The organism is Amycolatopsis australiensis, assembly GCF_900119165.1.
Lineage (GTDB): Bacteria > Actinomycetota > Actinomycetes > Mycobacteriales > Pseudonocardiaceae > Amycolatopsis > Amycolatopsis australiensis.
On record NZ_FPJG01000006.1, the window covers coordinates 560952 to 583501 of the forward strand.

26 protein-coding genes are annotated in these 22550 nt (G+C 71.5%); 12 read left to right on the forward strand and 14 right to left on the reverse strand.

What is annotated here, in order from left to right; genetic code table 11:
* The first annotated feature begins 8 nt into the window (after nt 1-8).
* The 3 genes from BT341_RS03815 (at nt 9) to BT341_RS03825 (ending at nt 2302) form a co-directional block, all read left to right on the forward strand.
* Nucleotides 9-785 carry a class I SAM-dependent methyltransferase gene (locus BT341_RS03815; protein WP_072474936.1) on the forward strand — a complete coding sequence of 259 codons (777 nt, stop codon included), beginning with the start codon at nt 9-11 and terminating at the stop codon, nt 783-785.
* A gap of 79 nt (nt 786-864) precedes the next feature.
* Complete coding sequence (locus BT341_RS03820; protein WP_072474937.1) at nt 865-1428, forward strand: winged helix-turn-helix domain-containing protein; 564 nt, start codon at nt 865-867, stop codon at nt 1426-1428.
* Nucleotides 1415-2302, forward strand: coding sequence for an SRPBCC family protein (locus tag BT341_RS03825; RefSeq protein WP_072474938.1), 888 nt, complete (start codon nt 1415-1417; stop codon nt 2300-2302). The genes BT341_RS03820 and BT341_RS03825 overlap by 14 nt, the downstream gene beginning before the upstream one ends.
* A gap of 40 nt (nt 2303-2342) precedes the next feature.
* On the opposite strand, the gene BT341_RS03830 is transcribed toward BT341_RS03825, so the two are convergent.
* Entirely contained in the window at nt 2343-3266 is a 924-nt protein-coding gene (locus tag BT341_RS03830) for an ABC transporter substrate-binding protein (protein WP_072481766.1), read from the reverse strand.
* Between the two features lie 137 nt (nt 3267-3403).
* Between BT341_RS03830 and BT341_RS03835 the strand changes: the two genes are divergently transcribed.
* The 3 genes from BT341_RS03835 (at nt 3404) to BT341_RS03845 (ending at nt 5889) form a co-directional block, all read left to right on the forward strand.
* A complete protein-coding gene (locus tag BT341_RS03835; protein ID WP_072474939.1) occupies nt 3404-4102 on the forward strand; it encodes an ABC transporter permease in 699 nt (232 codons plus the stop codon).
* The gene (locus tag BT341_RS03840; protein WP_072481767.1) at nt 4099-4809 is read left to right on the forward strand and encodes an ABC transporter permease; all 711 of its coding nucleotides are present in this window, start codon (nt 4099-4101) and stop codon (nt 4807-4809) included. Before BT341_RS03835 ends, BT341_RS03840 begins: the two co-directional genes overlap by 4 nt.
* A 144-nt stretch (nt 4810-4953) precedes the next feature.
* Nucleotides 4954-5889, forward strand: a complete 936-nt coding sequence (locus BT341_RS03845; RefSeq protein WP_072474940.1) for a GNAT family N-acetyltransferase — start codon at nt 4954-4956, stop codon at nt 5887-5889.
* A 183-nt stretch (nt 5890-6072) separates the two neighbouring features.
* Here BT341_RS03845 and BT341_RS03850 read toward each other — a convergent pair whose 3' ends face one another.
* From BT341_RS03850 to BT341_RS03875, 6 genes are all read right to left on the reverse strand, one after another.
* Nucleotides 6073-7518 (reverse strand): aromatic amino acid lyase, encoded by a 1446-nt coding sequence (locus tag BT341_RS03850; protein WP_072474941.1) that lies wholly within the window; start codon nt 7516-7518, stop codon nt 6073-6075.
* Nucleotides 7515-8522 carry an ornithine cyclodeaminase family protein gene (locus tag BT341_RS03855; protein ID WP_072474942.1) on the reverse strand — a complete coding sequence of 336 codons (1008 nt, stop codon included), beginning with the start codon at nt 8520-8522 and terminating at the stop codon, nt 7515-7517. The genes BT341_RS03850 and BT341_RS03855 overlap by 4 nt, the downstream gene beginning before the upstream one ends.
* Nucleotides 8519-9061, reverse strand: a complete 543-nt coding sequence (locus tag BT341_RS03860) for a YbaK/EbsC family protein (RefSeq protein ID WP_072474943.1) — start codon at nt 9059-9061, stop codon at nt 8519-8521. The genes BT341_RS03855 and BT341_RS03860 overlap by 4 nt, the downstream gene beginning before the upstream one ends.
* 52 nt (nt 9062-9113) lie before the next feature.
* Nucleotides 9114-9407, reverse strand: coding sequence for a DUF2516 family protein (locus BT341_RS03865; protein ID WP_072474944.1), 294 nt, complete (start codon nt 9405-9407; stop codon nt 9114-9116).
* Nucleotides 9408-9491: 84 nt separating this feature from the next.
* Complete coding sequence (locus BT341_RS03870) at nt 9492-10172, reverse strand: hypothetical protein (RefSeq protein WP_072474945.1); 681 nt, start codon at nt 10170-10172, stop codon at nt 9492-9494.
* Nucleotides 10169-10582: a helix-turn-helix domain-containing protein gene (locus BT341_RS03875; RefSeq protein WP_072474946.1), complete on the reverse strand. Its 414-nt coding sequence runs from the start codon at nt 10580-10582 to the stop codon at nt 10169-10171. Before BT341_RS03875 ends, BT341_RS03870 begins: the two co-directional genes overlap by 4 nt.
* Before the next feature lie 148 nt (nt 10583-10730).
* Between BT341_RS03875 and BT341_RS03880 the strand changes: the two genes are divergently transcribed.
* Nucleotides 10731-11903, forward strand: coding sequence for a methyltransferase domain-containing protein (locus BT341_RS03880; RefSeq protein WP_072474947.1), 1173 nt, complete (start codon nt 10731-10733; stop codon nt 11901-11903).
* On the opposite strand, the gene BT341_RS03885 is transcribed toward BT341_RS03880, so the two are convergent.
* From BT341_RS03885 to BT341_RS03895, 3 genes are read right to left on the reverse strand one after another with little or no spacing between them, the layout of a single operon-like run.
* Complete coding sequence (locus BT341_RS03885) at nt 11900-12511, reverse strand: AAA family ATPase (RefSeq protein WP_072474948.1); 612 nt, start codon at nt 12509-12511, stop codon at nt 11900-11902. The two genes, BT341_RS03880 and BT341_RS03885, sit on opposite strands and share 4 nt — an antisense overlap.
* Nucleotide 12512: 1 nt before the next feature.
* Nucleotides 12513-12875 carry a TFIIB-type zinc ribbon-containing protein gene (locus BT341_RS03890; protein WP_072474949.1) on the reverse strand — a complete coding sequence of 121 codons (363 nt, stop codon included), beginning with the start codon at nt 12873-12875 and terminating at the stop codon, nt 12513-12515.
* Between the two features lie 7 nt (nt 12876-12882).
* Nucleotides 12883-13251 (reverse strand): VOC family protein, encoded by a 369-nt coding sequence (locus BT341_RS03895; protein ID WP_072474950.1) that lies wholly within the window; start codon nt 13249-13251, stop codon nt 12883-12885.
* A gap of 90 nt (nt 13252-13341) precedes the next feature.
* On the opposite strand from BT341_RS03895, the gene BT341_RS03900 reads away from it, so the two are divergent.
* Nucleotides 13342-13806 carry a CGNR zinc finger domain-containing protein gene (locus BT341_RS03900; RefSeq protein ID WP_072474951.1) on the forward strand — a complete coding sequence of 155 codons (465 nt, stop codon included), beginning with the start codon at nt 13342-13344 and terminating at the stop codon, nt 13804-13806.
* A gap of 211 nt (nt 13807-14017) precedes the next feature.
* Here the strand turns inward: BT341_RS03900 and BT341_RS03905 are convergent, their stop codons facing one another.
* Nucleotides 14018-15316, reverse strand: coding sequence for a DUF445 domain-containing protein (locus tag BT341_RS03905; RefSeq protein ID WP_072474952.1), 1299 nt, complete (start codon nt 15314-15316; stop codon nt 14018-14020).
* Between the two features lie 29 nt (nt 15317-15345).
* Here BT341_RS03905 and BT341_RS03910 point away from each other — a divergent pair, with 29 nt between their 5' ends.
* Nucleotides 15346-16512 carry a pyridoxal phosphate-dependent aminotransferase gene (locus BT341_RS03910; RefSeq protein ID WP_072474953.1) on the forward strand — a complete coding sequence of 389 codons (1167 nt, stop codon included), beginning with the start codon at nt 15346-15348 and terminating at the stop codon, nt 16510-16512.
* 398 nt (nt 16513-16910) lie between these two features.
* A complete protein-coding gene (locus BT341_RS03915; RefSeq protein WP_245804880.1) occupies nt 16911-18284 on the forward strand; it encodes a hypothetical protein in 1374 nt (457 codons plus the stop codon).
* A 495-nt stretch (nt 18285-18779) separates the two neighbouring features.
* On the opposite strand, the gene yczR is transcribed toward BT341_RS03915, so the two are convergent.
* Entirely contained in the window at nt 18780-20228 is a 1449-nt protein-coding gene (gene yczR, locus BT341_RS03920) for a MocR-like transcription factor YczR (protein WP_072474955.1), read from the reverse strand.
* 60 nt (nt 20229-20288) lie between these two features.
* Between yczR and yczE the strand changes: the two genes are divergently transcribed.
* Nucleotides 20289-20930 carry a membrane protein YczE gene (gene yczE, locus BT341_RS03925; RefSeq protein WP_072474956.1) on the forward strand — a complete coding sequence of 214 codons (642 nt, stop codon included), beginning with the start codon at nt 20289-20291 and terminating at the stop codon, nt 20928-20930.
* Here yczE and BT341_RS03930 read toward each other — a convergent pair.
* The gene (locus BT341_RS03930; RefSeq protein ID WP_072474957.1) at nt 20927-21466 is read right to left on the reverse strand and encodes a Clp protease N-terminal domain-containing protein; all 540 of its coding nucleotides are present in this window, start codon (nt 21464-21466) and stop codon (nt 20927-20929) included. The two genes, yczE and BT341_RS03930, sit on opposite strands and share 4 nt — an antisense overlap.
* Nucleotides 21466-21675 (reverse strand): sigma factor-like helix-turn-helix DNA-binding protein, encoded by a 210-nt coding sequence (locus tag BT341_RS03935; protein ID WP_072474958.1) that lies wholly within the window; start codon nt 21673-21675, stop codon nt 21466-21468. The genes BT341_RS03930 and BT341_RS03935 overlap by 1 nt, the downstream gene beginning before the upstream one ends.
* A 65-nt stretch (nt 21676-21740) precedes the next feature.
* Here BT341_RS03935 and BT341_RS03940 point away from each other — a divergent pair, with 65 nt between their 5' ends.
* Nucleotides 21741-22526, forward strand: a complete 786-nt coding sequence (locus BT341_RS03940) for a protein phosphatase 2C domain-containing protein (RefSeq protein ID WP_072474959.1) — start codon at nt 21741-21743, stop codon at nt 22524-22526.
* Nucleotides 22527-22550 lie beyond the last annotated feature (24 nt).

Here is a 22550-nt window from a genome sequence, read left to right on the forward strand (position 1 = left end):
TGCAGCACATGTGGCAATCGGGCGACGCGTACGAGGCCTTCATGGGGCGGTGGAGCCGCCGGCTCGCGGAGACGTTCGTGCGGCGGCTGGACGTCCCGGCGAGCCGCCGCTGGCTCGACGTCGGCTGCGGAACCGGCGCGCTGACGGCGGCGGTGCTGGCCGCGGCCGACCCCGCGGAGGTCGCCGGCGTCGACCCGTCAGAGGGGTTCCTGACGACCGCCCGCCAGCGCGTGACCGATCCGCGGGCGTCGTTCACGGTCGCGGACGCGCGCTCGCTACCGTTCCCCGGCGACCGCTTCGACGTGGTGGTGTCCGGGCTCGTCCTGAACTTCGTCCCCGACCCGGCCGCGGCCGCCGCGGAGATCAGGCGGGTGACCGTCCCCGGCGGGCAGGCCATGGCCTATCTCTGGGACCTGGCCCACGGGATGGAGCTGCTGCGGTACTTCTGGGATGCCGCGGCCGAGCTGGACCCGGCGGCGGCGGACCTGCACGAAGGCCGCCGGTACCCGCTGTGCCGTCCGGAGCCGCTCGGCCGGCTGTGGACGGACGCGGGCCTGACCGGCGTCTCGGTGGACGAGATCAAGATCCCGACCGTGTTCACGGACTTCGACGACTACTGGCAGCCGTTCCTCGGTGCCCAGGGCCCGGGCCCGGTGTACTTGGCGGGCTTGCCGGAGGGCCGGCGGAACCAGATCCGCGAGCTGCTGCGCAGCCGTCTGCCGACCGCCCCGGACGGCTCCATCCCGCTCTCGGCCCGCGCCTGGGTGGTGCGCGGAACCGCGTAGGCCGAGGCATCCGGCGTCCACAAGGGAGCGCCCGGACCCATTGACAAAATAATTTTTTACATACAGGATCATTTTCGCTATGAGAGACGTCGTCTACCTCGATCGGATCGAGCAGGCCGAGGCCTTGCTCAAGCCGCAGCGGATCGAAGTCCTGCGGCAGCTCGCCGAACCCCGGTCGTGCACCGAGGTCGCGGCCGAGCTCGACCAGACCCCGCAGCGGGTCTACTACCACGTGAAACGAATGCTGGAGGCCGGCCTGGTCGGTCAAGTGGCGGAGCGCCGGGTCCGCGGGATCCACGAGGGGATCTACCAGGCGGCCGCCCGGTCGTACTGGCTGTCCCCGGACCTCGTGGGGCGGATCGGGCTGCGCCAGGCCCGCGACCGGCTCAGCCTCGGCTACCTGGTCGACCTGCTCGAGGACGTGCAGGCGGACATCGCGGACCTCGACCGCACCCGGCCGGACCTGCCGTCGATCGGCGTGTCCGGGGAAATCCGGGTGCGCCCGGAGCAGCGCACGGCGTTCCTCGACGAGCTGCAGCAGACGCTGCAGGACCTGTTCACCCGCTACGGCGGTGCCGAAGGCGACGCGTTCCGCCTGGCCGTCGCCTGCTACCCGAAGGGAAATCCCGATGACCGAACCTGACCTGGTCCTCCGCGCGGTCGTTCCGGCGACGCCGAAGGTCACGTACGAAGCGCTCACCGACCCGGCCGCGTTGCGCGTCTGGCTGGCCGAGCACGCCGAAGTCGACCTGCCCGGAAGGTACGAGTTCTGGGGCCGCTCCGTCCCGGACGGCGGCGAGCCGCACCAGCGCATGCTGCACGTGGACGAGCGGACCGTCCGGTTCGGCTGGACCGTGGAGGGCGCCGAGTCCACGGTCCAGTTCGAGGTGGACGAGGACGCCGACGGCACCCTCGTCACGCTCAGCCACAGCGATCTGCCCAGCTTCGAGGAGGTGCTGGCCGACAAGGCCGGGGCGCGGGGCGCACTGCAGACGTTCTGGGCGCTGGCGATCGCGAACCTGGCGGACTACCTGGCCGGCCGCGAGCTGACCCCGAAGATCGACTTCACGTCGAGCGAACTGCGCTCGTCGGTCGTCATCGGTGCGGCGCCGGACGAGGTGTTCGACTCGATGATCCAGCCGGAGCACTTCCGCAAGTGGTTCGGCGCCAACGTGGACATCGAGCCGCGGCTGGGCGGCCGGTTCGCGATGGGCGGGTTCGACCTGGACCCCGGCGGCGCCCGGTTCGTCGAGTTCGAACCGGGCCGCAAGGCGGCCCTGCGGTTCGCCGACAACGAGACGACCACCTGGGAGCTGGACGGCTCCGAAGGCAAGACCCGGCTCACCATCGTGCACAGCGGCTTCGACCCGGCCAATCCGCCGTACTCGGCCTGGGGCGGCTGGCTCAGCGGTCTCGCCGAGCTGCGTCGCTACCACGAGCTGGCGGACTGGCGCCCGATCTGGCGCAAGATCGAGATCGCCGGGCACCCCGAAGGGTTGCTTGTGACCGACCAGTGAGAGGTGGGGCCCTCCGTTCCGAGGGCCCCACCTCCCGCGTTCAGAGACCGGCCTGGGCCAGCCAGTCCTTCGCGACGTCGGCGGCCTTCTCACCGTCGGAGTCGACGCGCTTGTTCAGGTCCCGCATGACGTCGGTCGTCAGCTTCGCGCTGACCGCGTTCACCGCGTTCGCGAAATCGGCGCCGCGCTCGTCGAGAACCTTCTTGTTCACCGCGGGCACGACGTTCTCCGTCGGCACGATGTTCAGGTCGTCCTTGAGCACCGTGTAGTTCGAGTCACCGGTCAGCGGGCTGACCGAGTCGACCGGGATGACCGTGACGGCTCCCGACTTCAGCTGCTCGACCCGCGGGCCGGCCTCCTGGATCGTCTGGAACGTCGCGTTCGTCAGCTTGTAGACGTCCGTGAAGCCCTTGAAGCACGGAAGCCGCTTCTCGCACTCCGGCGGGCCCGCCATGACGACCTTGTCGAGCTTCTTCAGGTCGCTGATCGACGCGATGCCCTTGGACTTCGCGAGGTCGGACTTGATGATGTAGGTGTTCTTGTCCTCGGCCGCCGCGTAGTTCAGCAGCGCGACACCGCTCGGCTCGAACAGCTTGGCCAGCTGCTCGTGCTCCTCCTGCGCGGTCTTGCCCGCCTCCTTGCCGAAGCCGGTGGTGATCGCCGCGCCCTGGTACTCCGGGATGAATTGCAGCTCACCGGACTTCAGCGACGGGTAGATCAGCTCCCGCGAACCCAGGTTCAGCTTGCGCGTCACCGGGTAGCCCTTGGCTTCCAGCGCCTGCGCGTAGATTTCGGCGAGGATCTGGCTGTCGGTGAAGTTGAAGGACGCGACGACGATCGGCGCGCCACCCTTGCTCTGCGCGGCGGGCTTGTCACCGCTGTCGCTGCCACCACCACAGGCGGCCAAGCCGAGCGTCGCCGCGACGGCCACCGCCACCACGGACGCGTTCCGGAACCAGCGCACGAATCCCACTCCCTCGTCACTCGAACAGACGAAAGGACCCTAGACCCGCCCACCGACAAGAATCCACATGCTGAGAGGAGCGCGGCAGAATTCCCAGTTGGCGGGAATTGTCCGCCCGATCGGGGTAGGGTCGCCCGGTGCACGTGACCGCGGTGACCCCGCTGGCCGCCGACAGCGGACCCCCGCTCTTCCAGTGGAAGTGGGTGGACCGCAACGCGGACGACATCGTCCAGCGGCTCGGTGAACACATCTCGCTGACGGCCGCCGCGCTCGGCGTCGGGCTGGTCGTCTCGATCGCGCTCGCGGTGTTTTCGCTGCGGTACCGCTGGTCGTACGGCTTCATCCTGAGCGCGGCCGGCGCGCTTTACGTGATCCCGAGCCTGGGCGCGTTCGCCGTGCTGGTGCCGTTCTTCGGGCTGACGTTCCTCACCGCGATGATCCCGCTGGCGACGTACACGCTGCTGATCCTGGTCCGCAACATCGTCACGGGTGTCGACCAGGTGCCGAACGAGGTCCGCGAGGCCGCGGTCGGCATGGGCTACACGCGGGGACGGCTGCTCTGGCAGATCGAGCTGCCGCTGGCGCTGCCGGTGGTGATCGCGGGCCTGCGAGTCGCCGCGGTGACGACGATCGGCCTGGTGACGGTGACGTCGATGCTCGGCCTCGGCGGCCTGGGGTACTTCATCCGCGCGGGCATCCAGACCGCGACGCCCAACTCGACGGAGATCATCGTCGGCGTGGTGCTGTCGGTGGCGCTGGCGGTGGTCGTGGATCTGGTGCTGTGGCTCAGCGAGCGCCTGCTGGCGCCGTGGTCGCGGAAGGTGCGGGCGCGATGAGCTTCCTCGACCAGCTGAACGCGTGGCTCGCCGACCCGCACCGCTGGAGCTGGACCGACAAGGCGGGCGTCCCCTACCGGACACTGGAACACCTCAGGTTTTCCCTCCTCGCCCTGGTGATCGCGGCCGTGCTGACGATCCCGGCGGCCCTGTGGCTCGCCCACTACCGGCGCGGCGCGTTCCTGGCGAGCAGCGCGGTGAACATCGGCCGGGCGATCCCCAGCTTCGGCCTGATCATCCTGTTCTGGTTCCTGGCCAGCCGCTGGGAGCTGGACACGACGTTCTGGCCGTTGCTGCTGGCGCTCGTCGCGCTGGCGATGCCGCCGCTGTTCACCAACACCTACGCCGGCGTGGTCTCGCTGGAGCAGGAGACGGTGGACGCCGCCCGCGGCACGGGCTACCGCGAGTGGCAGATCATGCTGAGGCTCGAGCTGCCACTGGCGTCCCCGGTGATCCTGGCGGGCGCGCGGGTGTCGTTCCTCCAGCTGATCGCCACGGTCGCGATCGGCGCGATCGTCAACGACGGAGGCGGCCTGGGCCGCTACATCGTCGACGGCTTCGCCCTGGGCGCCCAGGGCTACGGCGAAATCTTCGCGGGCGGCCTGGCAGCGGTGATCCTGGCGCTGCTCTGCGACGGCGCGTTCGCGGTGATCACCCGCGTCGCGACGCCGCGCGGCCTCGCCTTGCAGAACGCCCGTCGGGAGTAGCGCTTCTCCGGCCGGGTGCGCCGCGAAGCCGAGGGACTGCCCGGCCACGATCTCGCGCTCACCTCGACGACGGCGACCCGGCCGTCCCCACCTACCCGGTAAATCGCTTGGCGGAGACCGGCGCGGCGCAGCACGATGCTGCCCATGCCCGCCGTCACGCGTCGCAGCTACACCGGTCCGGCAGACCTGCGGGCCATGCAGAGCCTGGCCCAGCGGATCTGGTCGAAGGCGAGTTCGGTGCACGTCGGCGATCTGGCGTGGCAGCGGTTCCAGCACGTCGGCCGCGAAGCAGAGTGGCCGACCATGCTGTGCGAGGCGGGTGGCGAAACCGTCGCGTGGGGCTGGGTTTCGCTACCCGGTGAACTGGCGCTGCTCGTCGATCCCGCGCGCCCCGAACTCGTGTCCGAGGTGCTCGCCTGGTTCGAAGACACCGCCTCCGCGGCCGAGCTCGAGGTCACCGTGCTCGACGCCGAGAAGCACGTCGTCGCCGCGTTGGAGCGAAGTGGTTACGCGCCGCGGAAAAGCCCGGTCTTCCAGTCGTATATGTCTCGCCTCCTCGACGATCTGCCCGAGCCCGTGGTGCCCGGCGGGTTCACCGTCCGGCCGGTCGGCGCGGACGATATGGAACGGCGCGTGGCCGTGCATCGTGCGGTCTGGCACCCGTCGCGGGTGACCGGACCGAGTTACCGGAACGTCATGGCGGCCTGGCCGTACCGCGCCCAGCTCGACTGGGTGGCGGAGGCACCCGACGGCCGGTTCGCCGCCCAGTGCCTGATCTGGCTCGACGAACGCAATGCCGTCGGCGAGCTGGAGCCCGTCGGAACTTTGCCGGAGTTCCGTCGCACGGGCCTGGCCCGAGCAGTGTGCCTCGCCGCGCTGCACGCGGCACACGACGCCGGCGCTCGCGAAGCCGTCGTGTATCCGGTGATCGGTCATCCGAAATCCGCCGGCGCCCTCCCGTTGTACGTCGCTCTGGGCTTCCGCCCCTATGCGCGCACCCTCACCTTCACGCGGACCCGCCGTCGTATCCCTCCTTCCCCGGGGCCCGCGTCCCCGGAGGGCGCACACCGACGAACGTAGCGCCCGGCCCGATCGGGATGTCCGTTTCGGCGGCGTTCGGAGGCCGGTTGTCCACATCGGGACGCACCTGTGGACAACCCGGTGAATTCCGTTGCTGTGCCCCGGAATCGTCGGTGCCACGCGATAGAGTCGAGACGGGGGGCGCCCCGCGGGCGGCTGGGGAAACGAGAAATCCCGCGAGACTCAGGCGAGCGTCACCAAGTCGTCGAAGGGCACCGCTCGACAAGCCGCGATCAGGCGCTCCACCTCGGGACCGAGCGGACGGTCCGCCTCAAGCGGCGGCACCACCGACCGCACCCACTCGTACGCCGCACGCAGCCCCGGCACACCGTCCCCGCCCGCCAGATACCGCGCCTGCGATTCCGTCACCAGCTCACAAGCCGTGATCGCGAAAAGGTGCGAAACCGCCGCGCGCAGTTGCTCTCCCGCAGCCCACGCGAAGGCCTGGACGTCCTCCTGACCTGCCGACGTGTCGATCGAACCGAGCGTCGCCGGGGTGGCCAAGCGGCGTAACGCGTGCAGTTCGCCGACCGCTCGCTTGTGCAGCGGGACCAGTCCAGCCCGCGGTCCCGGGTCCGCCGTGAGCTGCGCCGGCAGTCCGCTGAACCGCTCGTCGAGCAGGCGGTGCGTCCGCTGCACCGAAATCTCGCCGAGGTGCACCAGGGCCGCCGTCACCGCGTCCATCCGCAGCCCGAGATCCACCGCGTGGTACGCCGTTCCCGGGACGAAGGCACCGTCGATGAACGAAGGGGAATCACCGGGCATCGTGTCCCAGCGCCGCCGCGCCGCGTGCAGGTCGCTGTTCACGCGGCCGGCGTGCGCCAGCGCCCGCGGCGCGACCCGCACCGAGAGCGGCGCCTGCACGACGCCCGCGCGCACCGGGCCCGGACCCACCAGCCCGGTCAACGAGAGCAGCAGCGTGCGCAACTGATCGTCTTCCCCGGCCATCACCGGCGAAAACACCTCGCGCGGCGCGCCGAGCACGTCGATCGCCATCGCCTCGGTCAGCGTCTGCAGGTCGATGAGCTGCTGCGTTTCGGTCCAGCCGCGGTCGGCGTGCAGCACCGCCAGCGGAGAACCCTGAAGCAGCGAAGCACCTTCTTTCGGCCCGAGCACGTACGGCTCGACGCCCCGGCGGGCGAGTGCTTCCGCCGCCGGGACCTCGGCGCCGTCCTCGAGGACCGTGCCGATGCCGAGGAACGTCTGGAACGCGTGGGCCAGCGGGATGATCTCGCCGGAACTGCCGAGGCCGAAGCGCGGCACCGCCGGCGTGAACCCGTCGTTCAGGCGATCCACGAGGAACTGGACCAGCTCCGGGCTCAGCCCCGACCACGGCTGCAGGAAGTCGCGCAACCGCGCCAGAAGCAGCGCGCGGACGTCCTCGGGCGGCAACCACGGTGGCCCACCGACCGCGCGGCCCACCAGCAGGTTCCGCTGGTGTTCCGCTTGCTGCCGCGCGTCGAGCGCGACCCCGGCCAAGCGGCCCATCCCGGTGGTGACTCCGTAGACCGGAGCGTCTTCCCCCAGCGCCGTCAAGAGCGCTTCGCGACGCCGCGAAAGCGTCTCCACCAGCGGTTTGGCCAATTCCAACCGTTCACCGTCGGCGAAATCGGTTCCGGAGACGATCATCGGTACGGCAGCATGGTGCCGACGCCGGAAGCCTCGGCACGGGCGAGGATCATGTCCGCCACCGCGACGTCCGTTGTGGACAGTCCGCGGTGCCAGAACAGGATCCGTTCGGCGTCGTGCTCGCGGCCGGGCTTGTGGCCCGCCACGATGTCGCCGATCTCGGCGTGGACCCCGTCCGCGGTGAGGAGGCCGGCGTTGAGCTGCGGGCGCAGGGCGCCGAACCGCGGGTTGCCGGACTGCGATTCGCGCCAGTCGTCGACCACGACCTTGTCGATGTCGTCGAGCAGCGTGAGCTCGAGCGCGCTGATCGTGCCGTAGGGCACCAGGAAGGTGCCCGGCCGGAGGAACTCGCGGCGCACCAGCGCCTCGGGTTCGACCAGCCGGGACGCCTCCACCTGGATGTCCGCGCCGTCCAGGGTCTCCTCGGCCGTGGCGCAGACGCGGACGTCCTTGCCGAGCCGCTCGGACAGCCGGCGGCCGAAGTCCTCGCGGGACTCCGGGCGCTTGCTGGTCACGCGGATCTCGGCGAAGTCGAACAACGAGTCGAGCAGCACGACGTTCCACCAGGCGGTACCACGGGCGCCGATGTGCCCGAGCACCCGGGAGTCCGGGCGCGCCAGGTACTTCGCGCCGACGGCGGTCATCGCGCCGGTGCGGGCCTCGGTGATCATCGTGCCGTCGACGATGGCCCGCGGCATGCCGGTGTCCGGGTCCAGCAGCAGGATCAACGCCATTTCCGAAGGGAGGCCCCGTTCGAAGTTCCCCACGAAGTCACCGACGACCTTCACGCCACTGACCTGCTTGGCGGAGAGGTGGCCGCGCAGGATGTTGAAGTGGCCCTTGCCGCCGTTGTCCGGCACGAGGTGCGTCCGCGGCTCGAAGACGACCTGGCCGCGGCCGTGGTCGGCGAGGACGTCCTCGACCGCGCCGACGATGTCCGCGTCCGTGATGCCGAGCGAGTCGATGTCGGCACCGGTCAGGTACCGGAGCCAGACGGACGTCACCGGGCGAGGTCCTCGATGACCTCGGCGCCGGGCAGCGCGGCCAGCGCGGCACCGGAGATCAGCAGCTTGCTGCCGCGGATCCCGCTGCCGATGACGAGCTCCGGCGCGTCCGCGACGCGCTGGTCGATCAGGATCGGCCAGTCGCCGGGCAGGCCGACGGGCGTGATGCCGCCGTACTCCATCCCGGTCAGCGAGACGGCTTCGTCCATCGGCGCGAACGACGCCTTGCGCACGTCGAGGCGGCGCTTGATCACGCCGTTGACGTCGGCGCGGGTCGTCGCGAGCACGAGCGCGGCCGCGAACCGGACTTCGCCCGCGCGCTTGCCGGCGACGACGACGCAGTTCGCGGACGCCTCGAGCGGTGAGCCGTAGGCCTCGCAGAAGGCGGCGGTGTCGGCCAGCGACGGGTCGATCTCCGCGACGCCGACGGCGTCCGGGTCGGCGAGCGCGGCCAGTGCCTTCGCGACGGGCTCGGCGAGCAGGTCAGTACGCGTGGGGGCGAGAACGACCGTGAGGCTCCCGGCGATGGTCCAGGTCACGACTCCATTAAAACAGCGCCCCCGCCGGATGCGGCGGGGGCGGGAAGGAGGCTCACCAGCTGGAGCCGCCGCGCTGGACCTCGATCAGCTTGGGGCGCACGTCGACGATGTAGACCAGGACCGCGGCCATCGCCGGTACCCAGAAGATCATGCCCGGACCCATCACGCTGAACAACGCCATCGCGAGCGTGGCGCCACCGGTGATGAGCATCCAGATGGGCTTCGTCTTGCGGTCGGCCGCGGAATAGGCGTCGGCACGCTGCAGCAGCGCGTGCACGAAGGCGAAGAGCCCGACCAGCGCGCTGCCCCAGTGGATGACTTCGAGGATCCAGATGGCGACTAGCACAGCGACAGCTTACGGCAAACCGCCCGAACGGCCCCGGCCCCGCCACCGGGGTCCGGGGACGGGGCCGGGGTGTTCACGGCGTCTTTACTTGTCGGTCTTCGGCGCGGCCGGCTTCTTCGCGGCGGCGCTGGTGGTGGTCCGGCGGGCCGGGGTGGCCGTCTTCGGGGCCGTCTTGTTCGCGACCTTGCGGCTGGCCGAGCGGGTCTCGTGGGCGACGTCGTCACCCAGCTCCTCGATGGCGTCGGCGGTCTCGCCGGCGACGTCGGTCACCTTGCGGGCGGTCTTCTCGCCGGCCGAGCGGGTGCGCTTGGTCACCTTGGCCAGCACGCCGTCGACGCGCTCGCGGACCTCGCCCGCCACCTCCTCGACCTGGCCCTGCGCGGTGGTGAGGGCCTCCTCGAGCTGCTCGATGGCCTTCTTGACCTGCGGCTGCGCGGCGATCTTGTCCCACGCCTGCTCGCCCGACTCGGCCAGCTTGTTGTACAGCTTCAGCGCGGCCTCGGTGTACTCGTCGATGACCTTGCGCAGCTCGGCCGGGTCCAGCTTCTCGCGGAGGCTCTCGACGTCGGTCGGCAGCTCCTGCAGGTTCTTGCGGGCGGCCTCGCCGCTCTTGGTCACGTTCTCCTTGGCCTTCGCCACGGCGTCGGTGACGGCGTGGGTGGCCAGGTTGCCGGCGCCGAGCGCGGCGAGCAGCGGGGTGCGGACCTGGTCGAAGGCGGTGGTCACGGCCTTCTTGACGTCTTCGGTGCTCTTGGGGGTGGTCATGCTGACTCCTTGGTGTCTGCGGCTGTGGTGTCTGGGGTGGGAGCGGACTCGGCGGCCGGCCGTGCCGCGGCGTTCTCCCGGCGGAAGGACTCGTAGACGTCGAGCAGGACCTGCTTCTGCCGTTCGGTCAGCTCGGCGTCGGCGCGAATCGCGTCACCCACGGGACCACCCGTCGGCAGATCGAGGATCCCGGCCTGCACGTACAGCGCTTCCGCCGAAATGCGCAGGCCCTTGGCGATCTGCTGCAGGATCTCCGCGCTGGGCTTGCGGACCCCGCGCTCGATCTGGCTGAGGTACGGGTTGGACACGCCGGCGAGCTTCGACAGCTGGCGCAGCGAGATCTTCGCGTTGTTGCGCTGCTGGCGGATGTACTCGCCGATGTCGGAAGCGATGTCCGCGACCTTCTCCATCGGACTGCCGGATCCTGGCTGCCCACCGGGTTGTGTCATCCGGTCACCTCCTCGCGACGTCTTCCACGCTACGCCGGAGTGCTAGCTATTGCAAGCACTCTGCTTGCAACTATCGGGTGTGGTGGTGCTCACCCGCTAACGTGGTCGCATGACGCGCTCGGCCCGGCTGCGGCGGCGGCTCGTCGAGCAGCTGCTCGACGAGGACGTCCTGCACGCGCCCGAATGGATCGCCGCCTTCCGCTCGGTGCCCCGCCACGTCTTCCTGCCGCGGTTCTTCGTGCCGGCGGGCGGGCTGTGGGCGGCGGTCGACCGCGGCGACCCGGGTTGGCTGGAGACCGTCTACTCGCGGGACGTGCTCGTCACGCAGCTGGACGACGACCCGGACCGCTGGGAGCTCGCCCGGCGCACCGGGCCGGTGCCGGGCACGCCGACGAGCTCGTCGAGCATGCCGTCGATCATGGCGATCATGCTCGAGGAGCTGCGGGTGCGGGACGGGCAGCGGGTGCTCGAGATCGGCACCGGCACCGGGTACAACGCCGCGTTGCTGAGCCACCGCTGCGGCTCCGGTCAGGTGTCCACAGTGGACATCGATCCGGTGATCGTCGCCCAGGCACGCGAACGGCTGGCCGCGGCGGGCTACCGGCCGGCGTGCGCGGTGGGCGACGGCGCGCTCGGCTTCCCGGCCGGCACCGCTTTCGACCGCGTGCTGTGCACGGCCTCGGTTTCCTCGATCCCACTCCCGTGGCTGGCGCAGACGGTGCCCGGCGGGCTGATCGTGACGACGCTGAACCGGCCGATCGGCGCCGGGCTGGTCCGGATCGTCGCCCGCGAGGACGGCACCGGACAGGGCCGCGTCCTCGCGCGCGACGGCCGCTTCATGCCGCTTCGCGCGCACCGCCTGCCGGAAGCGGGCCCGCTGCCGATGCCGTCGCGGGACGACTGGGAGCAGACACGCCTGCCGATGGCGGACGTGATCCAGCCGCGCAAGCAGTTCGAGTTCTTCGCCGGGCTCGCACTGCCGGGGGTGCGAGCCGTGCGCGAACACGACGGCACGGACCCGAACACGGCGGGCGGGCCGGGCGGCACGGGGGTCGCGCTGGTGCACCCGGACGGCTCGTGGGTCCGGCACCGCAAGCGCGGCGGCGCGCACGAGGTGGCACAGGGCGGCCCGCGCGCGTTGTGGGAACTCGCCGAGGCGGCCTACGTCGAGTGGTGCGAACTGGGCAAGCCGGAACGCGACCGCTTCGGGTTGACCGTGACGGCGGAGCGCCAGGAGTTCTGGCTCGACTCACCCGACGGCCGCACCTGGCCCCTCTGTTAGGGCAGCCGCGCCCGGATCCACTTCTCGACGTGGTCGGCGGCCGCCTCGCTCGGCACCTCCGTCGTGTCGAACAGCTCCACTCCCAGCTCCGGTGCCGAGCGCCGCAGCCAGTCGTCGAACTCCAGCATCTCGGCGATGCGCGGCTCGTCCCACTCGCGCCACGCCGGGCGGGCGCGCAGCCGGGCGCGCAGTGACGACGGCGCGCTGACCAGCGCCAGGTAGTGGATCTCGGTGAAGAACGCCCGCTCCGGCAGCGGCTCGAACTCCGGCGGCGCGACCGTTCCGCACAGCACCACCGGGCGGCCGTTCTGGTGCAGCATCGCCGCCATCCGCAGCCACACCGCGCGGAACGCCTCGACGTCGTCGCGCAGGGCACCCGTCCAGAGCACGTCCTGCTCCAGCACCACCGCTTCGCCCGCCAGCCGCGACGCCAGTAGCGGCCCGAGCGTCGACTTGCCCGCGCCGCTCGGGCCCGTCAGCGCGAACAGCGGCAGCTTCCGGAACGGCCACTCGTGCCCGCAGCGCGCGCACGACAGCGTCGCGCCCGCGACGACCGGGCGGTCTGCCCGGTCGCCGCAGGCCGGGCAGATCCGCAGGTCGAGCCCCACCTCAGTCGAAGAGGTTCTCGAGGAAGCCGCGCTTGCGGTGGCCGTGCCCGTACGGCCGCGGCGAGTCCGAGTACCCGCGGTGCGGGCGCGGCGAGTCCGCGTACCCGCCGCGGTAGCCCTTCGGCGAATCCGGGTAGCCGCCGCGGTACGGGCGCGGTGAGTCGGGACGGCCGTGACCGCCCTGGTAGGGCGGCGGCTGGTGGCCGTAGAACGAGCTCTCCGCACCGGCGATCGCCTCGAGCTCACCGTGGTCGAGGAAGATCCCGCGGCAGCCCGAGCACTGCTCGATGTGGATGCCGTTCTTGTCCACGGTCCGCATCTGGTTCTGACACTTCGGACAAATCACGCATCTCAGCCTACGCACAAACGCGTCAGCAGGCGCAGAGGCAGAACGGGTGCCCGACCGGATCGGCGTAGACGCGGAACGTCTCCGGCTTGTCGTCCAGCAGCTTCGCGCCGAGGCCGAGCACGCGCTCGTGGGCCGCTTCCAGGTCCGTGACGTTCAGGTCCAGGTGCAGCTGCTGCGGGTTCTCCGCCGACGGCCACGCCGGCGGCCGGTAGTCGGGCACGCGCTGGAACGCGATCCCCGCGCCGCCCGCCGGGTTGGCCAGCGTCACCCAGTGGCCGTCCTCGGCGACTTCGGGCGCGTCCCACTCCAGCACCGCCCGGTAGAACCCGGCCAGCGCCACCGGGTCCGGGCAGTCCAGGGCCACCACACCCAGCGTCGGTACCGCACTCATCGTCGCTCCCTTCGATCGTGAGTAACCAGCGAACCGATTATGTGGGTTAGCTCGCACGGGGGCAACCACCCACCGCCGTACACTGGTGCGGTGCACACCGACGCTTCCCTCGTCGTGGAGTTCCTCAACACCGTCAACGTCGAAGAGGGCACTGACCTGCTCGAAGATCCCGGGCAGTGGCGCGAGTGGGCGGCCGGGCACGCGTTGACCGCCAATCCGGCCGCCGAGGCCCGCGCGGCGCGGGACGCGCTGCGCGCCGCGATCGGCGACCCACGGCTGCCCGGCGGCAGCGTCGACGTCGGCACGCGGATCTCGCTCACCGAAGACGGGCCGGCGCTCGTGGCGGACGACGTCGTCGGCGCGGTGTTCGCGGCCTGCGCGCGGCTCGTCGTGCGCGGCGACTGGATCCGGCTGAAGATCTGCCCGGCCGACACCTGCCTCTGGGCGTTCTACGACGAGTCGCGCAACCGCTCGCGCACGTGGTGCTCGATGCGTGTGTGCGGCAACCGCGAGAAGGCACGCTGCTGGCGGGCCCGCGCGGCCGCCGCGGGCTGACGGCTCATCCGAGCGGACGACCCTCGAACGGCTGTGGACAACTCAGTCGCGCAGCACCACATATCCACGCCCGGGGCGCCGTTACCCCCACACGTTGTGGACAGCGATTAGGCCATCACCGTGAAAACCTGTGGATAACCCCGGGGATAACTCAGCTTCCTGTGGACAACTCGTTTGAAGCTCCCCCAAGTGTGGTATACGGCGAGGTTGCTCAGAACAGCAGCTCCGCCACCGCGTAGATGACGAGCCCGGCGAGCGCGCCGACGACGGTGCCGTTGATCCGGATGAACTGCAGGTCGCGGCCCACCTGCAGCTCGATCTTGCGCGACGTCTCCTCGGCGTCCCAGCGCTCGACCGTGTCGGTGATGATCGTGGTGATCTCGCGCGAGTAGTTCTTCACCAGGTACGCCGCCGCGCCCTCGACCCAGCCGTCGGCCTTCTCGCGCAGCTGATCGTCGGAGACCAGCCGCGACCCCAGCGACACGAGGCCGAGGCGGACGCGCCGGCGCAGCTCGCTCGACGGGTCCTCGGCGGCGTTGAGCAGCATCTCCTTCGCCGTGCTCCACGCCGAGCCGATCAGCCGCTGCACCTCCTCGTGGTGCACGATCTGGCCCTTCACCTGCTCGGCGCGGGCCATCACATCGGGGTCGGTCTGCAGGTCCTGGGCGAACTCGCCGAGGAACTTGTCCAGCGCCAGCCGCATCGGGTGGTTGACATCGGTCTTCACCGCCCACGCGAACGACAGCACCTCGCCGTAGACCTTGTCCGCGAGCATCTCGTCGACGAACTTAGGCGACCAGCTCGGCGCGCGGTCGGACACCACGCGCAGCATCGTCGTGTGGTTGTCGCGCACCCACTCGTAGGCGCGGTCGCACATCAGGTCCACGAGCTTGTGGTGGGCGCCGTCGGCGAACACGCCCTGGAGGATCTTGCCCAGCGGCGGGCCCCACGGCTTGTCGATGATCCGCCGCGCGACGGCCTGCTCCATGATCGCCTGGATGTCCTCGTCGCGGAGCACCTTCACGGCGGCACGGACCATCGTGGCCAGCTCGGACGTCACGCGCTCGGCGTTCTCCTCCTGCGCCAGCCAGGCGCCGAGGCGGCGGGCGATCTCGACGCGCCGGAGCTTGTCGCGCACGACCTCCTCGGAGAGGAAGTTCGACCCGACGAAGTCGCCGAGGCTGTTGCCGAGGGCGTCCTTCTTGTTCGGGATGATCGCCGTGTGCGGGATCTTCAGCCCGAGCGGGTGGCGGAACAGCGCCGTGACGGCGAACCAGTCGGCCAGCGCGCCGACCATGCCCGCCTCGGCCGCGGCGCGCACGTAGCCGACCCAGCCCGGCCAGCCTGCCGACTGCGCCCAGCTGGTCAGCAGGAACACGAGCGTGGCGCCGAGCAGGAAAGACAGCGCGACGAGCTTCATCTTGCGCAGCGCACGCCGCTTTTCCGCTTCGCCTGCTGCGCCGCCCGGCGGGTCGGCCGGGGTCACCTTGGCGGGGGTCAGTTGCTCCACATCGCCATTGTCCGTGAGGATGGCTGATCGTGCGCGAACCTGCTCTCGTCCCCCGCCTGCGGCCGTTCACCTCGACCATCTTCGCCGAGATGACGGCGCTGGCGGTCAAGCACGACGCCGTCAACCTCGGCCAGGGCTTCCCGGACACCGACGGCCCGGCCGGCATGCTCGACGCGGCCAAGAACGCGCTGTTCGGCGGCGCGAACCAGTACCCGCCGGGGCCGGGACGGCCCGAGCTGCGGGCCGCGATCGCGCGGCACCGGCAGCGGTACGGCACCGAGTACGACCCGGACACCGAGATCCTCGTCACCGCGGGCGCCACGGAGGCCATCACCGCGACGCTGATCGCGCTGACCGAGCCCGGCGACGAAGTGATCGTCATCGAGCCGTACTACGACTCGTACGCCGCCGCGGTGGCGATGGCGGGGGCCGAGCGCCGGGTCGTCGGGCTGGTCGAGGGCCCGGACGGCCGGTTCGGCCTCGACGTCGACGCGCTGCGGGCCGCCGTCACGCCGCGGACGCGGGCGGTGCTGGTCAACTCGCCGCACAACCCGACCGGCACGGTGTTCACCCGCGCCGAGCTGGCGGCGCTGGCCGCGTTGTGCGTCGAGCACGACCTCGTCGCGATCACCGACGAGGTCTACGAGCACCTGGTCTTCGACGACGCCGAGCACATCCCGCTGGTCACGCTGCCGGGGATGCGGCCGCGGACGGTAAGCATCTCCAGCGCGGGCAAGACGTTCAACTGCACGGGCTGGAAGATCGGCTGGGTCTGCTCGACGCCGGAGCTGGTCGCGGCGGTGAAGGCGGCGAAGCAGTTCATCACGTTCGTCTCGGGCGGTCCGCTGCAGCCGGCGGTGGCGCACGCGCTCGACCACGAGCTGGCGTGGGTCGAGGGGTTGCGTGCTTCGCTGGCGGAGAAGCGTGACCGGCTCTCGGCCGGCCTCGCGGACGCGGGTTTCGCGGTGCGCCGGACCGCGGGGACGTACTTCGTGTGCGTCGACGTCCGGCCGCTGGGCTTCACCGACGCGGCGGACCTGGCGTGGGAACTCCCGGGTCGCGTCGGTGTGGCGGCGGTGCCCGTGAAGGTGTTCACCGATCACCCGGACGAGTGGAAACACCTGCTGCGTTTCGCGTTCTGCAAGCGCAACGAGGTCATCGACGAGGCCATCACCCGATTGCGCAAACTGGTCTGACGTCCGCGAGCGTCCCACAGTGCGGGCGTTCGCATGATCGTCCGGAGAAAATGTGGACGCACGCACAGACTGTGCCCGATGCGGCACGCACTGCTATGTGCGGCGGCGAAACATCAGGTCAGCGGCTTGGACGGGAAAACGGCGCACTCCTCCGAATGGCGGCAGAGAAACACCCGAACGGCACTGAGCGTGATCAACTCGTCGGCCGCAGATACCTTGCCCGGTAGGGCCGTTCCGCCTTACGGGCTGGATCGAACGCGGGAGAGATGAAAGACTCCCGAGCGGTGCTAGAAAGAGGGCAGCCCCGGGGGAACTGCGACCTGGCCGGAGAAAGACCCAGCAAGAACAGGCTCGAGCGTGCGACGCGAGAGCATCAGGCGCGGACGGTGGTGGTGGCGGTGAGCAGCACGGCGAACGCACGCCGCAGCACTCCGGCGCAGCCTGCGCCCACGCCGGGTGAGGTCGTGCCGGTTACGGCGGGTGTTTCCGGGCTGGGAGCACTACAGACACAGGTCGCGGACGGTGCCAGCGGGATTTCGGCACCTGCCGCTTCTCGCGCGCGGGCGCCGCGGCCGTGGGCGGCCGCGCTGCAGCGGCCCGCTGCCAAGATTCTTCTCGCCGGAGGGCTCACCCTGGCCGGGTGGCTGCTCAGCGGGGCGCTGGCCGGCGGCACCGCCGCCGCGGCCGAAAGCGCCGGCTGCCCCGATGCGCCCGCTGCCGTCAGCGCCGACTCCACTGTGGACCATGCCGCGAAGTCCCTCGCGCACGGCAAGCACCGCAAGGCCCACCGCGACACCGGCGCCGCCACGTGCGCGCAGCCGCCCGCGGCGGACCAAACGGCGGACCGAGCGGCCACGCCGCCCGACAGCACCGCGGCCGCCGAGACCACGGCCCCTGCGGACGAACAGACCACCGCCAAGGACGCCAGCAACACCGAGTCCACCAAGGACACGCAGACCACCGCCAAGGACACCAGCAGCACCGAGTCCACCAAGGACAGCGGCACCACTGAGTCCACCCAGGACACCACGACCACCGCCGAAGCGCCGACGGCCAAGGACCCCACCACGAAGGCGGCTCCGACCGGCGGCGGTCTCCTCGGCGGGCTCGTCGGTGGCGTCGTCAACGTGGTCGGCGGCACCTTGAACACCGTCACCACCACGGTCGGCGGAACGCTGGACACCGTCACCACCACGCTGAACACCGTCACCGGCACCGTGCTCGCGCCGCTCACGCAGCCGTCCGCGAACCACCCCGCCGCGCCTGTCCTGCTGCCCCTCGACGACCTCCTGAGCCCCGTCCTCGGTGGCTCCAGCTCCGGCGGCGTGACCGCGGTCGTGCCCGGCCTCCTGACCGGCTCCGGCACGCAGGTCACGACCACCCCCGCCGTCGCCGCCGAAGCCGTGGCCGCCGACGTGCCCGCCGTGACGACCGAGCCGCAGACCACTCGGGTCGTCGTCGCCCGCCTCGTCGAACGGCAGACCTCGCTGCCCGCGAAGGCCGCGCCCGATCAGCCGCGCGACTCCGGTGTCCACGCCCGCGACGGTGACGGTGACTCCACGCCCGGCCTGCCCGGCGGCACCAGCGGCCCGAGCGCGCCGGCCACCAGCGTCACCTCCGGCCACGACGGGCCCGGTGGCGCCCGGCACTCCTTCGCCGTCCACAGCGACGACGTCACCACCACCCAGCTGAAGCTCATCGGCGCCAGCCGCGACCACGACGTCGACGGCGCGGGCAGGGAAGCCGCCCTGCCCACCACCTCTCCCGACTGACCCGAAACCGGGCAGCCGGGGTGAACTGCGTCCAAATCAAGATCCACTAGACGCACGCGCGCGCCGTCAAGACGCGACGAATCCCCTGCTCCAGTACGTAATCCGTGACTCTTTCACGTCTCGTGACGCCGCGAAGCGTCCGACGTACCCCAGGGGCTCAAAGCCATGCGAAACCACCGTCTTTCCGACCGGCCGACCGCGCCCGGCCGGGTCGGATCCCGGTCCCGGCGCCGCGCTGCCCCCGCGGCGCCGGGACCCACACCGGGCGCGCTCCGGGAGTCCTCGCTCACCGCGCCGAGCGAGGTCTCGCAGTACCGGACGCGCGCCTGAGCCGCCGGCTTCCCGGCACGTCGAGGGGCTGTGCCGGGAAGCCGCGGCACCCACGAGCGGGGTCACGTCCGCGAAGGGGAGTGTGGAACAACGAACCGGTGCGCCGGCTGCACACGAACGCCGCCCATCCCTGGGAGCAGGCACGCAGCCGGCGCACCGGTTCGTTCATGCGATCGGCGCGTCCAGCGAGGCGGGCGTCCCGCGGACCGACGCCGCCGCGGCGCTCAGCCGGCGGACCGCCTCGTGGCTCTGCTCCGGCGGCAGCGAAAACGGCAGCCGGATCCACCGCTCCAGGCCGCCGTGGACGCCGAACCGCGAGCCCGGCGCCACCTGGACGCCGTGGCTCGCCGCCGCCACCGCCAGCCGCGAGCTCACCGGCTCAGGCATGCGGCACCACAGCGACAGGCCGCCCGGCGGCAGCGTGAACGTCCACTCCGGCAGGTGGTGGTGCACCGCGCCGGCCAGCGCGTCCCGGTAGCCGCGCAGCTCTTCGCGACGGCGAGCCAGCGCCGTGTCGTCGCCGAGCAGCTCGGTCAGCACGATCTGCTCGAACACCGGCGACCCGAGGTCGACCGCGTACCGGGCGGAAACCAGGCGGCCGAGCAGGTCCTCCGACGCGCGGATCCACCCGAGCCGCAGGCCGCCCCAGTGCGTCTTCGACGCCGAGCCGACGCAGATCGCCAGATCGCCGGCGAACGCGGCCAGCGGCGGCGGGCCGTCGAGCGGGTCGCCCGTCAGGTCCAGCTCGACGAGCGTCTCGTCGACGACGACCGGTGTCCTGGCCCGCGCGAGCACCGCGCCGAGCCGTTCGCGGCCTTCGGCGTCCAGGCGCAGGCCGGTCGGGTTCTGGAAGTCGACGACGAGGTAGGCGAACCGCGGCGCGGCCTGGCGCAGCGCCGCGTCGATCCCGGCGATGTCCCAGCCCCGCGTCCCGGCCGGGTCGAGCGCCACCGGGACCGGGATGGCGTGCGCGGCGCGGATCGCTTCCAGGGCGTTCGGGTACGTCGGCTGCTCGACCAGCACCCGGTCGCCGGGGCCCGCGAGCATCCGCAGGACCAGGACGAACGCGTGGTGGGCGCCGTTGGTCACCATCACCTGCCCGGGCGTGGTCGGCAGGCCGCGTTCGGTGTAGCGGCGGGCGATCCGCTCGCGCAGGCCAGGCAGCCCCCACTCCTGGTACCCGTGGTCCCCGAGGTGGTCGGCGAGCCGGACGCGGGCCGCGTCGACCGCCGCGGTCATGCCCGCGACGGCAGGCGAAGACGCGTGGGTGAAGTCGATCGAACCGGCCGCACCCGGCACGATGGGGCCACGACGGCGCCGCCCCGGCGCGGCGATCCACGATCCGGCACCGCGGCGGCTCGCGACGAACCCGTTCTCCCGCAGCCGGTCCAGCGCCGCGCCGATCAGCGTCCGGCTGGCGCCGAGCGCGTCGGCCAGCTCGCGCTCGGCGGGCAGCCGGGTGCCGAGCGGAAGCTGCCCGTCGAGCACCTGCAGCTCGATGGCCGCGGCCAGGTCGGCCGCGCCCTGGCGGGAGCCGCCTTGCCGCCACGAGCCCAGCATGACGGCCAATCGAGCACCCGAAATGCGTCCACCTGGTGGGAGCATAGGTTCCATAAGGCCAATATCCCGGAATTGGCTATGGTTTACCAGACCACTTCCGCCGATAGTGGAGACGTGGCTCAGATCGATCTCCGGCCCGTCCGGATCTCCCGTGACCCCGTCCGGCGCAGCGTGCAGCTCCTGTCCGGCCTCGCCCTCTACGGCACCAGCGTCGCCCTGGTCACCCGGGCCGGCCTCGGCCTCGAGCCGTGGAGCGTGCTCGCCGAAGGCGTCATGAAGCACACCGGGCTGACCTTCGGCACGGTCACCGGGCTGATCTCGGTGGCCGTGCTGCTGCTGTGGATCCCGCTGCGCCAGCGGCCCGGCATCGGCACGATCGCGAACGTCGTGGTCATTTCGGTCGTGGTCGACCTCGTCCGTGCCGTGCTGCCCGACCAGCACGACCTCGGCTGGCAGATCGCCCTGCTGGCCGGCGGGGTCGCGCTGAACGGCGTCGCGACCGCCACCTACGTCGGCGCGCGGCTCGGGCCGGGCCCGCGCGACGGCCTGATGACCGGACTGGCGGGCCGCACCGGCTGGTCGGTCCGGCTGGTGCGCACCGGCATCGAGGTCACCGTGGTCGCCGCCGGCTTCCTGCTCGGCGGGACCGTCGGAATCGGCACCGTGCTCTACGCGCTGGCGATCGGCCCGCTCACGCAGGCCCTGCTGCCGCTGACCACCTGGCGCGAAAAGCGTGAGCCGGAGCAGGGTCACTAGCTCGCCCGGCGCCGCACCACCGCGCCGCGCAGGGTTTCGTAGTCGACGCCGCGCCGCGCGAGCACGTCTTCGGTGCCTTGCTGGCGGGCCAGCGCCAGCAAGATGTGCTCCGGCCCGAGGAAGTCGTCGCCGAGCCCCTGCGCCTCGCGCAGGCTCAGCTCCAGCGTGCGCTTCGACCGGTCGGAGAACGGGATGTGTCCGCGCCGAGGCCGCGTCCGGCCGACGGCGAGCGCGCCCTGGCCGTGGGTCTGCTCGACCGCGTCGACGATCCGGTCGACGTCGATGCCCAGCTCGGTCAGCGCGGCCGCGTCGGCGTCACTGACTCCGCCCCGGCGCCGGATGCGGTCGAGGTCCGCGGTGATGTCGGCACGCGAGACGCCCAGTTCGGTCAGCAGCACGGCGCCGTCGCCCGGTTCGACCGCGGCGATCCCGGCCAGCAGGTGCGGGGTGTCGATCTCGGCGGCGTTCATCGCGCGCGCCTGGACCTGCGCCTCGACGACGGCCATCCGGGCGTCCTGGGTGAACTTCTCGAACATCAGTGCCTCCCGTACTTCTTGTGCACGGCCTGCCGGCTGACCCCCAGCTCGGCCGCGATCTCCTGCCACGACCAGCCGTTGATCCGCGCGCTGCGGACCTGCACGGCCTCCAGTTGTTCCAGCAGCCGCCGGAGCGCGGCGACCGCACGCAGTCCCACCCGGGGATCGCGGTCACCTGCCCGGGCGGCCAGGTCGGTTGCTTCCGTCATGCTGTCAACCTACGTTGACAAGCGGCCGGATGTCAACCTGAGTTGACGGGACGTACAGTCGGGTGATGCCCGGGATCGCCATCGCCGAGCGGGCCGGGGTGGGCGCCGACGGCCACCCGCGCCCCACCGAGGACCACGTCGTCGTGCTGGACAACGCCGTGCTCGTCCTCGACGGCGCCACCTCGTCGGACCCTTCGCAGCCCCCGGGCGGCTGGTACGCCGAACGGCTGGCCCACCGCCTCGCCGCCGATCTCCGCGCGGCGCCCGACGCCGACCTGGCGGACGTCCTGACCGGCGCGATCGCCGCCGTCACCACGGAAAACGCGCTCCGGCCGCGGCAGTCGCCGTCGAGCACGGTCGCGGCCGTGCGCTGGCTCGGCGACCGCGTCGACGCGCTGGTCCTGGCCGACAGCCCGGTGGTCGGCTTCGGCGCCTTCGGCGTCGACGTCGTCTCCGACGACCGGCTCGCACGGCTACGCCGCCGCGGGATGCTCCAGACCGGCGCGGACGTCCGCCGGCGGCGCAACGCCCACGACGGCTTCTGGGTCGCCGAAGCCGACCCGGGCGCGGCCGCGCACGCGGTCCGCCGCAGCTGGCGAAGAGCCGACGTCGAGGCCGTCCTGCTGGCCAGCGACGGCGTCTCCATCGGCGTCGACCAGTACGGGCTGTTCGGCTGGCGCGAAGTCCTGGAGGTCGCCCGCACCGACGGGCCGGACGCGGTTCTCGACGCCGTCCGGACCGCGGAGAAGCGGGACCCGGACGGCGAACGCTGGCCGCGGCCGAAGCGCCACGACGACCAGGCGCTCGTCCTGGTCGATTTCACCTCCGGGGGAATTCAGGGTCTTCCCTGATCACGACGGGACCCGTTCTCCGAG